This is a genomic window from Mesorhizobium sp. C399B, assembly GCF_030323185.1.
In the GTDB taxonomy this organism is placed as follows: domain Bacteria; phylum Pseudomonadota; class Alphaproteobacteria; order Rhizobiales; family Rhizobiaceae; genus Mesorhizobium.
In genome coordinates, this window is the sequence record NZ_CP100472.1 from 3679923 (window position 1) to 3692909 (window position 12987).

The following is a 12987-nucleotide window of genomic DNA, read 5'->3' on the forward strand; positions in this document are numbered from 1 at the left end:
CTCATGCCATAAAGAGGTGGAATGGTCGGCAGGTGACTGAGCCGGGGGCGGTTCGATTTGCGCCTGTTGTTTGCCTTGCTGTTGATGCTTGCGACCACCGCCACGGCGGTGGCGGAGCGGCGCGTGGCGCTGGTCATTGCCGATAACGACTACCGGCTGGTGCGGAAGCTCGCCAATCCGGTCAATGACGGCGAGGCGATGGAAGCGGCGCTGAAGACGCTTGGATTCGAGGTCGTTCTCGAAACCAACCGTGATCTCAGGCGCATGCGCCGTGCGCTCGATGATTTTCGCGAGGATGCCAAGGGCGCCGACGTGGCGCTGGTGTATTTCTCCGGCCATGGCGTCGAAATCTCCGGCGACAACCGGCTGCTGCCGGTCGATGCCGATGCCTCCTCGCTCGATCGGCTGGAAAAGACCAGCCTGCCGTTGGAAGAGGTGCGCGACGCGGTGGCCGCCACGGCCAAGGTCGGGCTGATCGTGCTCGACGCCTGCCGCAGCGATCCGTTCACGGGCGGCAGCGGCGACGGACGCGGCGCGACATCGCTGATCAAGGGCCTTGTGGACAAGATCAAGCCGGGCCTCGGACGCGTCGGCAAGGCGGAAAACATCCTGTTCGCCTTTTCGGCGGCGCCCGGCGAGACGGCTGCCGACGGTACCGGTGCGAATTCGCCCTTTACAGCGGCGCTGACCAAATATCTCGGCACCGACGGGCTCGAAATCCGCTCGGTGCTGACGCTGGTGCAGCAGGAGGTCTACGACCTTTCGCGCGGGAAACAGCTGCCCTACGTCGAGAGCGGGCTGCCGAAGCTGTTCTTCGCCTCGGCGGCCAAGGAACAATTGCCGGAGCGCGAGCGGCTGCTGCTTGCCATGGCCGATGTGACGCCGGAAATGCGCGGCGCGGTCGAGCGTGTCGCCAGCGATGCCGACATGCCGCTGGCGCCGCTCTATGGCGCGCTGATCAGTTCCGACACCAGCCATCTCTCCGGCGAAAGCCTGGACGCCAAGCTGCGCGAGGCCGCCGACGCCTTCGTCAAGGTGCGCGGCGAGATGAAGACGCTGGCCGCCGACGACCCGCAGGTGACCGAACTGCGCCGCCAGGCCGAGGAACAGTTGGCGCTCGGCGCTTTCGATGGTGCACGCGTGATCCTCGCCAAGGCCGCCGACGTCGACAATGTCTCGCGCCAGGCGTTGAAGGCCAATTTCGTCAGCCGCACCCTGTCCGAAGCCGCGACGCTATTTCTCTCGGGCGCCGCGGCGCGCGCCACCCTCGACTATGCCACCGCCATCAAGGACTATGAAACGGTGCTGGCGCTCTATGGCGAAGCCGGACAGACCTCTCTCAGCCTGGAACAGGCCGACCGCCAAAGCCGCACGCTGGAAGAGCTCGGCATCCTCTACACAACGATTGGCAAAACCGACGCCGCCGGCCGCGCCTTTGCGGCGCTGGTCGCCAATCTTGAGCAGCGAGCGCGTCAAGAAACCGATCCGAGCGTCAAGCGGGACCTCGCCATCGGCCATATCAAGTTCGCCAACATCAAGATGGCGCAAGGCGATCTGCCGGCCTCCCTGCAAAACTATGAGGCGGCCAGGGACATGCTGCAGGATCTGACTGCAAGGGTCCCTGACAAAAAAGACTGGCTCGGCGATCTGGCCATGGCCAATGACAAGATCGGCAATGTGCTGGCCACGCAAGGCGACGTGGGTGCGGCAGCCCAGGCATACCAGCAAAGCCTGTCCATCAAGCAGCAATTGGCCGATGCCGAGCCGAACAGCGTCTATCTGCTGCGCGGCCTGACCATTACCTACGACGAAATCGGCGGTCTTGCCCGCACCGCCGGCCAGCTGGATGGCGCCCAGACTGCATTCGAAGAGAGCCTGAGAATTCGGCTGGCGCTGGCGCAGAACAACCCCGACGACCCCAGGCATCAGCGCGCCGTCTCCGTCAGCTACACAAGGATCGGCGACGTCCTGCGCGAGCGTGGCGACGCTGCGGGCGCGCTCGACGCCTACCACAAGAGCCAAATAATCGCCGAAGCGCTGGTGCGCCGCGACTCAAACGACACCGATTTGAAGCGCGACCTGTCGGTCGGTTACGCCAAGATCGGCAATGCTTACGGCGACCAGAAGGACTGGCCACTCGCGTTGGAGGCCTACCAGCAAGCGCTGGCCACGGCGCGAGACCTTGCCGCAAGCGACCCAGGCAACACCGACTGGCAGCGCGACCTATCGGTCTGTCTGGAAAAAATTGCCGGCGTGTTTGATGCCCAGGGCAATATCGCCGGTGCTTTGCAGAACTATCAGGACAGTCTCGTTATTGCCAACCGGTTGGCAAATCTCGACCCGGGCAATTCCGACTGGCAGCGCGACCTGTCGATCACGTTCGAGGAAATAGGCCTGCTGGAGACCAAGCAGCGCCACTATGATGGCTCGAAGAAGGCCTTCGAAGCCAGCCTGGCCATCCGCCAGCGGTTGGCCCTGTCCGATCCGGACAATGCGATCTGGCAATTCGATCTGGTACAGGCCTACATCAACTATGCCTATGTGGCGAAGAATCCGAAGGCTGTGTTGTCGCAGGCGCTAGACCTGACGCTGGAGCTTGACCGCACAGGCAAACTGGCGCCGAGGGACAAACCCACGATCAGATATCTGCGCCGACTTCTGGCCAAATTGAAAGCCGCGAAAAAATAGCCGGCTGCCAGCTCGGGATTCAGCCCTGAAATCCCCGCAAACCTTGGAAAAACCGCCTTTTGCGCCTATATCTAGGACATCAAAGCGGCGTGATTCGAAGCCATTTTTTCGCGCTGAGCATGCGGCATCAATCAGACAGGTTTTCATGAGCGATCAAAGCGACAACGCCAACGGCGCTGAGGCCGAATACGGCGCCGATTCCATCAAGGTTTTGAAGGGGTTGGACGCTGTCCGCAAGCGGCCGGGCATGTATATCGGCGACACCGATGACGGCTCGGGCCTGCATCACATGGTCTATGAGGTGGTCGACAACGCCATCGACGAGGCGCTGGCCGGCCATGCCGATCTGGTCACGGTGACGCTCAATCCCGACGGTTCGGTCACCGTTATCGACAATGGCCGCGGGATTCCGACCGATATTCACACTGGCGAAGGCATTTCGGCGGCCGAAGTGATCATGACGCAGCTGCATGCCGGCGGCAAATTCGACCAGAATTCCTACAAGGTGTCTGGCGGCCTGCACGGCGTCGGCGTCTCGGTGGTCAACGCGTTGTCGGCCTGGCTGAAGCTGAAAATCCGCCGCAACGGCCAGATTTTCGAGATGAGCTTCACGCATGGCAATGCCGATGCGCCGCTCAAGGCGACCGGCAGCTATGAGCAGAACAAGCAGCCCGGCACCTATGAGGGCCGCAGCGGTTCCGAGATCACCTTCTTTCCGTCGTCCGAAACCTTCACCATGGTCGAGTTCGACTTCGGCACGCTGGAGCACCGGCTGCGCGAGCTCGCCTTCCTGAATTCCGGCGTGCGCATCATTTTGACCGATGCCCGCCATGCCGATCTCGTGCGCCACGAGTTGCACTATGATGGCGGCCTGGAAGAGTTCGTCAAATATCTCGACCGGGTCAAGAAACCGCTGATCGACAAGCCGATCGCCATCAAGGCCGAGCGCGACGGCATCACCGTCGAAGTGGCGATGTGGTGGAACGACAGCTACCACGAGAACGTGCTGGCCTTCACCAACAACATCCCGCAGCGCGATGGCGGCACCCATCTGGCCGGCTTCCGTGGCGCGCTGACGCGCCAGATCACCGGCTATGGCGAATCGTCGGGCCTGACCAAGAAGGAAAAGGTGGCGCTGATCGGCGACGACTGCCGCGAAGGCCTGACGGCGGTGCTGTCGGTCAAGGTTCCCGATCCGAAATTCTCCTCGCAGACCAAGGACAAGCTGGTCTCGTCAGAGGTGCGGCCCGTGGTCGAAGGCCTGGTCAACGAGGCGCTTGGCACCTGGCTGGAAGAACACCCGACCGAGGGCAAGGTGGTCATCGACAAGGTGATCCAGGCGGCTGCGGCGCGCGAAGCCGCGCGCAAGGCCCGCGACATCACCCGCAAAAGCTCGCTCGGCGTCACCTCTCTGCCCGGCAAGCTTGCCGACTGCCAGGAACGCGACCCGGCGAAATCCGAAATCTTCATCGTCGAGGGTGACTCGGCCGGCGGCTCCGCCAAGGGCGGCCGTTCGCGCCAGAACCAGGCGATCCTGCCGCTGCGCGGCAAGATCCTCAATGTCGAGCGCGCCCGCTTCGACCGCATGCTCGGCTCCGAGATGATCGGCACGCTGATCACCGCGCTCGGCACCTCGATCGGCAAGGACGAGTTCAACGCCGACAAATTGCGCTACCACAAGATCATCCTGATGACCGACGCCGACGTCGACGGCGCCCATATCAGGACCTTGCTGCTCACCTTCTTCTTCCGCCAGATGCCGGAGCTGATCGAGCGCGGCCATCTCTACATCGCCCAGCCGCCGCTCTACAAAGTGACGCGCGGAAAAAGCTCGCAATACATCAAGGACGAGAGCGCCTTCGAGGAATTCCTGATCGGCTCCGGGCTGGAGGAGGCGTCGCTGACGCTTGCCTCCGGCGAGGCGCGGGCCGGACAGGATCTGCGCGGCTCGATCGACGATGCACTGGCAGTACGCCAGCTCATCAACGGGCTGCATACGCGCTACAACAGGGGTGTGGTCGAACAGGCGGCGATCGCCGGCGCGCTCAATGCCGACGTGTTGAACGATCTCGGCCGCGCCAACGCCATGGCCGAGCGCGTCGCCCAGCGCCTCGACATCATTGCCGAAGACACCGAGCGCGGCTGGACCGGCCGGCTGTCGACCTCCAATGAAGGCGTCGGCGGCTACGTGTTCGAACGCACGGTGCGCAGCGTCAAGGAATTCGCGCAGCTCGATGCCGGGCTGATAAATTCGGCCGACGCACGCCAGCTCGACCGCTATGCCCCGCGCCTCATGGAAGTCTATGGCGAGCCGCCGGTGCTGCGCCGCAAGGATGTCTCCGAAACCATTTCGGGGCCGCTGGCGCTGCTCAACGCGGTGTTTGCGACCGGCCGCAAGGGCCTGACCATGCAGCGCTACAAGGGCCTCGGCGAGATGAATGCCGAGCAGCTCTGGGAAACCACGCTCGACCCGAATGTGCGCTCGCTGCTGCAGGTCAAGGTGAATGACGCAACCGATGCTGACAGCTTGTTCTCGCGGCTGATGGGCGACGAGGTCGAGCCGCGGCGCGAATTCATCCAGGACAATGCGCTGTCGGTGGCCAATCTGGACATTTGATGGCTGCGCGCCCATCGCTTCGTCATCCTAGGGCGGAGCAAGGAGCGCAGCGACGCAGCGCAGACCCTAGGATCCATGCCGTGAGGTTAAGGCCTTGAAAACGGTGCAGAATTCTACGCCGCTGCATCATTCGACCGAGGTCACGGAATGGATCCCAGGGTCTTCGCGACGGAGCTTCGCTCCTGCTTCGCCCTAGGATGACGAAGTTGAGGGGCTTCAGTCAATCTCCACTCAACTCGGTTCCAGCTTTCGCCCGAGGTCCACCGCGTCGCGCAGCACTTGCAGATGCGAGCGCGGCGCGGTGCCCGCCGGCAGGGCGATTTCGACGCCGTTTGCCGTCGATGACCAATAAAGCGTGTGGGTGAAGATACGGCCAAGTGAGCTGCGAAGCTCGATCTGGATGTTCTCCACACCGGGGCCGAAGTTTTCCGTCATCGGACCGGAAATCGGATCGCCTGTCGCCCAGCCATTGCCGCGGTCGTAGACGTTCGTCCAGCGCGTTGCCGCAAACACCGCGCCATGATGCACCGCGCGCTGCGCCTTGCCTTGGCTGTGTCCTTCCCGGTAAAGCACGGTGCCGCCGGGGCGCCCGTCATCGGCAATCGGCGGGCAAGCCGAGAACAGGCGCTCGGCAAGGCCACGCCTGAATTCCGCGAGATTGTAGGTCACCAGGAATTCGCTGTGGGAGAGCGGACTGCCAAGCGTGACGAAATCGCTGATCTTCCAGGGCAGCGGGTGGTCGGCGTCCTTGGCCCGAAGCTGCTGGTAGAGCGCCCATTGGCCGCGCCGGAACCCGGCGAGGTCTTCAAGGTTCTTTGGCCACGCTGACCCATCAGAGCCGAGCGTTGCCTTGTCGATGGCCTCGACCGCCGCCAGTTTGGCCTTGTCGCGGACCGCTTCCAGCCTTCGCGGCCGGAACTCGGCCCACAGGATCTGCAGCAAATCATAGGCGATGATCGACCCCAGGCTGTGCGAGACTAGCACGATGCGGTCGTAAGCATCGTCCTTCATCAGCGTCTTGAGCAACGTCAGGCCGCGGTCGCGGATCAGCGCACGCTTCTCGATCGTCGCCGCCTCGGCGCGCACATAAGCGGCGACGTCACCGAAATAGGGCAGGGCGAACTGATCCACCGCCCAGATGACAAAAGAAGCGAGGGTGGTGATCATCAGGCCGGTCGTCAAGGTAACGGCCTGTTGCCAGACCGATGTTGCCAGCACGAGTGCTGCGCCCAGAATGACGATAACGATCAGAAGTGTGGCGACGTAAAGCTTGCGGGCGTCGAGCGGAATGTCGGCGGGCTTGCGCCACAACAGGTTCGTAACCCAGGCGGCCAGCCGGCCGCGCGTCGTGCCTTGCGTGATGTCGGCCCAATAAAGCTCGTAGAAATCGGTACGGCGGCCATCGACGTCGTAGGGCGTGGTGATGCGGCGCAGCTCGTGTGACTTGGTCCGGCTGTCGGGCGTGATCCAGCTCTGGTTGATCGTGGCGCCGGAAACGGCCGGATCGGGAATCTGGGCGTAGGGTGGAGCACGGGTGGGATCGCTGCTCCAGACCGCCTGGACGAATCCCCTCAGCGTACCCATCGGCCGCTGCTCGCCCATGCCGTGCACGATCACCACCGCCTGGCCGGGCTGCGCCTTTTTGTAAGCCAGCGATGCGACAGTCTTGGGCATCAGCGTCTCCGTTGACGACATCCGACGGCGGGATCGCTCATGCTACCCCCGGCTCACCGAGCCAACAATACACGGCAGCCCATGTGGAACTCCGTGAACCAATCCACAGTTTCGCAGTCGTGCCTCGGGCCGCGCGGAAAATGGTTCCGTTCCCGGCAAGCAAATCATTTCATTGCCCTTCGGAACGGAAATCGCTCAGGAACATTGTGACGACATCGATCAATTTCTCGCAGGGAGGCTCTTTATGGGACGCGGTATTTTGCTCTGGTTGCTCGGTATTCCGATCCCGATCATCATTCTCATCATGCTGTTCGTACGGTAGGAGGCGTCGATGCAGTCCACCGTATCGGCTGTCGACGTATCCGCCTCAACAGAATCCTCCGCCCCGGCCGTCAGCTGGGGTCCGATCATCGCCGGCGCCTTCGCGGCCTCGACGCTGACCTTCATCCTCATGCTGCTCGGTTCGGGGCTGGGGCTGACCATGGTCTCGCCGTGGTCCGGCGCCAGTGCCTCGCTGACCACCTTCGCGGTGTCCGGCGCCATCTGGCTCATCATCGTGCAATGGCTGTCCTCCGGGGTCGGTGGCTATCTTGCCGGACGCCTGCGCACCAAATGGGTCGGCATCCACACCGACGAGGTCTATTTCCGTGACACCGCGCACGGCCTCCTCGCCTGGGCGCTGGCGACATTGCTGGTCGTCGGCATTCTCGGGTCGGCGCTGTCGGCAGTGCTTGGTTCAGGCGTGCAGGCGGCTTCTACTGTTGCCTCAGGCGCCGCCATGGGTGCTTCGGCCGGCGCGTCCGCCAATGCCGGCAGCGCACCGGCCGACAATGCAACGTCCTATCTTGTGGATACGCTGTTCCGTCCGGCTGATGCCGCCAGGCTCGCGGCGGCCAATCCGGACAGCGATGCGGCTGCGGCCGGGCAGGCTTCGCGCATCCTCATCGCCAGTGCGGCGGCAGGCGAAATTTCGGCTGACGACAAGACCTATCTGTCGCAGCTCGTCGCCGCCCGCACCGGGCTTTCCGAGGCTGACGCCAAGGCGCGTGTCGACGCCCTGGTGGCCAGGGTCGAGGACGCCAAGGTCAAGGCCAAGCAGGCCGCCGACGCCGCCCGGAAAGGCAGCGCCACCTTCGCACTGCTTGGCGCCCTGTCGCTGGTTATCGGCGCCTTCATCGCCAGCGCTGCGGCAGCACTGGGCGGCAGGCAGCGCGACGACGAGGAAGCGGTTTTCCTGACCAGCCGCTGAACCGGTCTTCAACATAGAAAAGCCCGGTCGAACCGGGCTTTTTTGTTTCCGATGATGGACCGACAACCTTCCAGTGGAAGGTTGCAGCGGGATCAGTGATCCATGGCCTTGACGATTTCCTCGGTCATCTTCTTGGCGTCGCCGAGCAGCATCATGGTGCCGTCCTTGTAGAACAGCGTGTTGTCGATGCCGGCATAGCCGGAGCCGAGCGAGCGCTTGACGAACAGGCAGGTGCGGGCCTTGTCGACGTCGAGGATCGGCATGCCGTAGATCGGCGACGACTTGTCGTCGCGGGCGGACGGATTGGTGACGTCGTTGGCGCCGATGACATAGGCGACATCGGCCTGCGCGAACTCGGAGTTGATGTCTTCCAGTTCGAACACTTCGTCATAGGGAACATTGGCTTCGGCGAGCAGCACGTTCATGTGGCCGGGCATGCGGCCGGCCACGGGGTGGATGGCGTATTTGACATCCACGCCATTGGCCTTGAGCTTGTCGGCCATTTCGCGCAGCGCGTGCTGGGCCTGAGCGACCGCCATGCCGTAGCCCGGCACGATGATGACCTTCTGTGCGTTCATCATCAGATAGGCAGCGTCGTCGGCCGAGCCCTGCTTGACCGTGCGTTCGATGCCGTCATCGGCAACCGCCGCGGTCTCGCCGCCGAAGCCGCCGAGGATGACCGAGATGAACGACCGGTTCATGCCCTTGCACATGATGTAGGACAGGATGGCGCCGGACGAGCCGACCAGCGCGCCGGTGATGATCAACGCCAGATTGCCAAGCGTGAAGCCGAGTGCCGCGGCGGCCCAGCCGGAATAAGAATTCAGCATCGAGACGACGACCGGCATGTCGGCGCCGCCGATCGGGATGATCAAGAGGACGCCGAGCGCCAGCGACGCCGCGACGATCAGCCAGAACACCAGCTTGGCCTCGGTGGTGACCAGAAGCACGATCAGCACGATCAGCGCGATGCCGAGGACCGCGTTGATGATGTGACGGCCGCCGATCATGATCGGCTTGCCCGACATGCGGCCATCGAGCTTGAGGAAGGCGATGACGGAGCCGGTGAAAGTGATGGCGCCGATGGCAACGCCAAGGCTCATCTCGATCAGCGCCTGGGCGTGGATGTCGCCATTGGTGCCGATGCCGAAACTTTCCGGCGCGTAGATGGCGGCTGCCGCTACCATGACGGCGGCAAGGCCGACCAGCGAGTGGAAGGCGGCGACCAGCTGCGGCATCGACGTCATGGCGATGCGGCGCGCTGTAACGGCGCCGACGCCGCCGCCGATGGCCAGACCAAGCACGATCAGGCCGAAGCGCCCGGCGGACGGAGTCGCCAGCGCCAGCGTGGTGGCAATGGCAATGCCCATGCCGATCATGCCGTAGAGATTGCCTTGGCGGCTGGTGGTCGGATGCGACAGGCCGCGCAGCGCCATGATGAACAGGACGCCGGAGACCAGGTAGAGGAAGGACGCGAAGTTGGCGTTCATGGCTCTCTACCGGTCCTTCTTCTTGTACATGGCCAGCATGCGCTGGGTGACCAGGAAGCCGCCAAAGATGTTGACTGAGACCAGCATCAGCGCGACGAAGCCGAAGCCGGTGGCAATGCCGGAGGCCGAGATGCCGACGGCCAGCAGCGCGCCGACGACGATGACCGAGGAGATGGCGTTGGTGACCGCCATCAGCGGCGTGTGCAGCGCCGGCGTCACCGACCAGACGACGTAGTATCCGACGAAGATCGCAAGTACGAAGATGGCGAAGCGGAAGACGAAGGGATCGATGGCGCCGCCGGACAGTGCGTGCGCGGCATCGCCCGCCGCATCGACGCCACCGGGCGCGTTGGCCAGGTTCTGCACAGCCAGCCGGACGGCGGCACTTGCCTGGTCGAGCTGATCGAGGGCTTTCTGCAAGGTCTGATCCATCACGCGATCCCCTTCGGCTTGGCGGCGGACTTGCCGGCAGTGGCTTTGTCGGACGCCTTTTTCGGTGCAGCCTTCTTCGGCGTGGCATCAGCCACCATGGTCTCGGCCGGAATGGCCGCCGGTTCGATATGGGGCTGTTCCGCCGCCTTGGCGAAGGCCGGATGCACCACGCGGCCAGCGTCGGTCAGCATCGTCGCCTTAACCAGATCGTCTTCGCGGTTGATGGCGAGCGTCTTGCTGGTCTTGTCGACCAGCGTCTCGAGGAAGGCGAACAGGTTCCTGGCGTAGAGCAGCGAGGCCGATGCGGCGACGCGGCCGGGCACGTTGAGGTGGCCGACGATCTTAACGTTGTTGGCCGTCGTCACCACCTGACCCGCAACCGCGCCTTCGACATTGCCGCCGCGCTCGACGGCGAGGTCGACGATCACCGAACCCGGCTTCATCGAGGCGACCATCGCCGCCGACACCAGCTTCGGCGCCGGCCGGCCGGGGATCAGCGCCGTGGTGATGACGATGTCCTGCTTGGCGATGTGCTCAGCGGTGAGCGCTGCCTGCTTCGCCTGGTACTCCTTCGACATTTCCTTGGCGTAGCCGCCGGCGGTCTCGGCCGCCTTGAACTCCTCGTCCTCGACGGCGAGGAACTTTGCGCCAAGCGACGCCACCTGTTCCTTGGCGGCGGGACGAACGTCCGTGGCGGTGACGACAGCGCCGAGACGGCGCGCCGTGGCGATCGCCTGCAGGCCGGCAACGCCGACGCCCATGATGAAGATCTTCGCCGCCGGCACGGTGCCGGCCGCAGTCATCATCATCGGCAGCGCGCGGTCATACTCCGATGCGCCGTCAATCACGGCCTGGTAGCCGGCGAGATTGGCCTGCGACGACAGCACATCCATCGACTGGGCGCGGGTGATGCGCGGCATGAATTCCATCGAGAAGGCGGTGACCCCAGCCTCGGCAAGCGCCGCGACCGCGGCATCATTGCCGTAGGGATCCATGATGGCGATGACCGCCGCACCCGATTTGTAGCCCTTCAGCTCGGCGTCGGTCGGCCGGCGCACCTTCAGCACCACATCCGCCCGGCTCGCATCCGAAGCCTTGCCGATCGCGGCACCCGCCTTGGCGAACTCCTCATCGGGAATGCGCGACTTGGTGCCGGCGCCCGTCTCGACGGTGACGTCGAAGCCCAGCGCCGCCAGCCGCTTCACGGTATCGGGCGAGGCCGCGACACGAGGCTCGCTGGCATCGAGCTCGCGAGGGATGAAAACCGTCTGTCCCACCGCATGATCCTTTCGGCTGGAACCTGTTTGCGCAAGAGTGCGGCCGGATATCCGGCTACGCCCTGGCAAGGGGTCTGTATAGACTATCGGAGAATGAAGGCGCCGAGGGCGAGGATCAGCACGAACAGGATGGTCGCGGAGAAGAAGCCGCCTGCGAAGAAGCCGAAAGCCATGGCCAGGAGCAGGGCGCCGCAGAACAGCGAGCCGTATTTGGCCAGCGCCAGAAAGCCATGATAGGTGCGGTCATGTTCGGCATAGTCCATCTTCGCGCCCAGTTCGACAGGACCGGTCGGCGTGTGATCAGCCATAGGAATACCCCTTCGAAGACATCTTTGAGGCACATAGCGAAAAGCCGGGCCAAGAGCAATGGCGCTATTGCCGCACGACCAGTGACAACAGCCTCAAAGAAATGTTGAAAGCCGGCGGTATGGGCTTGTCGCCGGCCTGGCGTCGAAGGTTGAGGATTTTGCGTTTCAACCGGCTAGATGCGGAAACAGCCCGAGCAGCCCAATGACGATCAGATAGAGCGCGACGATGTAGTTGAGCAGCCGCGGCATCACCAGGATCAGCACGCCGGCAATCAGCGAGATCAGCGGGGTCAGTGCTAGCTCGGGAATATGCATGTCGGTTCCTTTCTATGGCCGCGTCGGCGTCGTGACGTCCAGAACGCCGAAGCGGCCGGAAAGCTCCTCGCACCGGGCGCTAAAGTGCGCCGGCTTTGCCGACATTACGCTGCTTCGCGAAAATATTTAGCGGTGGGCAGGATGGTCAGCGGCGCGAGCTCGCCGGCCGGCGCCTTGGCAAACAGCATACGCCGCTCCAGCGCCGTCGACTGGAAGAAGGGAAAGCGCTCCAGCGTCGGGGCCATGTTCTGCTCGCAGATCGATTCATAGAAGAAGATCGGCATGGTGAAGGGCGGGTAGAGGCGCGGCTCGCCGACCTGCACCGATCCGAAGATGCGATGGTAGAAGGCCGTGTGCTCCTCGCGGATCATCGAAATGCAGCTGGTGGCGTTGAAGAAGGTGTTGGCGATAACCGCGAGCCGCAGCGTGACATAGGGCAGGGCGCGGTTGGCCGACGACATTTGCGGATCGATCGCCAACCGGCTCGGGTCGATGAAGGTTTCACCGCGCGCCAGCCGCAGCAGCAGCCGGTCGCCGAAAACGGTCATGATCGGCGCTTCGGGGGTCTCACGGGTCAAATGGTGGAGCCTGACGGTGCTGACCAGCTCGCCATCCATGAAGACGCCGAAACAGTAGCAATTGCGCACTTCGTCAAGGGGATCGACGAGCTTCTGTTCGGTAATGGTGTCAAGCAGGCCGTGTGTATGAAAGGCCTTGTAGCGCAGCCGGTAGACCGCTTCGAGATCCTCGCCGCTTTCGCAGCGCCGGTATTCGACACGCTCGAGGACGTCGAGGACGTTGCGGGCGAACAAGGAAGGCGGGCCGGATTTGACTGCCGCACCCGAAAGCACACCTGACTGATGCGTGTCCATTACTTCCCCTCGTACCGCCGCAGGAGAACAATACCGGACGACCGAAGGAACAAGAAGATGAAACT

At 63.6% G+C, this 12987-nt stretch carries 11 protein-coding genes; 4 read left to right on the top strand and 7 right to left on the bottom strand.

The genetic code is table 11. The annotated features are described in order from the left end of the window. Positions 1–57: 57 nt before the first annotated feature. Positions 58–2688 (top strand): caspase family protein, encoded by a 2631-nt coding sequence (locus NLY36_RS17770; RefSeq protein WP_023695928.1) that lies wholly within the window; start codon positions 58–60, stop codon positions 2686–2688. Positions 2689–2833: 145 nt separating this feature from the next. After that, positions 2834–5305 carry a DNA topoisomerase (ATP-hydrolyzing) subunit B gene (gene gyrB / locus NLY36_RS17775; protein WP_023671333.1) on the top strand — a complete coding sequence of 824 codons (2472 nt, stop codon included), beginning with the start codon at positions 2834–2836 and terminating at the stop codon, positions 5303–5305. Positions 5306–5536: 231 nt separating this feature from the next. Here the strand turns inward: gyrB and NLY36_RS17780 are convergent, their stop codons facing one another. Continuing rightward, entirely contained in the window at positions 5537–6979 is a 1443-nt protein-coding gene (locus tag NLY36_RS17780; protein ID WP_023736882.1) for a hypothetical protein, read from the bottom strand. Positions 6980–7310: 331 nt separating this feature from the next. Between NLY36_RS17780 and NLY36_RS17785 the strand changes: the two genes are divergently transcribed. Further along, complete coding sequence (locus NLY36_RS17785) at positions 7311–8228, top strand: membrane protein (protein ID WP_023695930.1); 918 nt, start codon at positions 7311–7313, stop codon at positions 8226–8228. A 92-nt stretch (positions 8229–8320) separates the two neighbouring features. Here NLY36_RS17785 and NLY36_RS17790 read toward each other — a convergent pair whose 3' ends face one another. The 5 genes from NLY36_RS17790 to NLY36_RS17810 form a co-directional block, all read right to left on the bottom strand. Then, positions 8321–9718: an NAD(P)(+) transhydrogenase (Re/Si-specific) subunit beta gene (locus tag NLY36_RS17790; protein WP_023671337.1), complete on the bottom strand. Its 1398-nt coding sequence runs from the start codon at positions 9716–9718 to the stop codon at positions 8321–8323. 6 nt (positions 9719–9724) lie between these two features. Then, the gene (locus NLY36_RS17795) at positions 9725–10150 is read right to left on the bottom strand and encodes an NAD(P) transhydrogenase subunit alpha part 2 (protein ID WP_032891560.1); all 426 of its coding nucleotides are present in this window, start codon (positions 10148–10150) and stop codon (positions 9725–9727) included. Continuing rightward, entirely contained in the window at positions 10150–11427 is a 1278-nt protein-coding gene (locus tag NLY36_RS17800; RefSeq protein ID WP_023695932.1) for a Re/Si-specific NAD(P)(+) transhydrogenase subunit alpha, read from the bottom strand. The genes NLY36_RS17795 and NLY36_RS17800 overlap by 1 nt, the downstream gene beginning before the upstream one ends. Positions 11428–11510: 83 nt before the next feature. Further along, a complete protein-coding gene (locus NLY36_RS17805; RefSeq protein ID WP_023671340.1) occupies positions 11511–11735 on the bottom strand; it encodes an aa3-type cytochrome c oxidase subunit IV in 225 nt (74 codons plus the stop codon). Between the two features lie 165 nt (positions 11736–11900). Continuing rightward, the gene (locus tag NLY36_RS17810) at positions 11901–12050 is read right to left on the bottom strand and encodes a DUF3096 domain-containing protein (RefSeq protein ID WP_023671341.1); all 150 of its coding nucleotides are present in this window, start codon (positions 12048–12050) and stop codon (positions 11901–11903) included. On the opposite strand from NLY36_RS17810, the gene NLY36_RS17815 reads away from it, so the two are divergent. Beyond that, the gene (locus NLY36_RS17815; protein ID WP_280793507.1) at positions 12049–12180 is read left to right on the top strand and encodes a hypothetical protein; all 132 of its coding nucleotides are present in this window, start codon (positions 12049–12051) and stop codon (positions 12178–12180) included. The two genes, NLY36_RS17810 and NLY36_RS17815, sit on opposite strands and share 2 nt — an antisense overlap. Here NLY36_RS17815 and NLY36_RS17820 read toward each other — a convergent pair. Beyond that, the gene (locus tag NLY36_RS17820; protein ID WP_023695933.1) at positions 12155–12922 is read right to left on the bottom strand and encodes an N-acyl amino acid synthase FeeM domain-containing protein; all 768 of its coding nucleotides are present in this window, start codon (positions 12920–12922) and stop codon (positions 12155–12157) included. The genes NLY36_RS17815 and NLY36_RS17820 overlap by 26 nt on opposite strands. Positions 12923–12987: the final 65 nt, after the last annotated feature.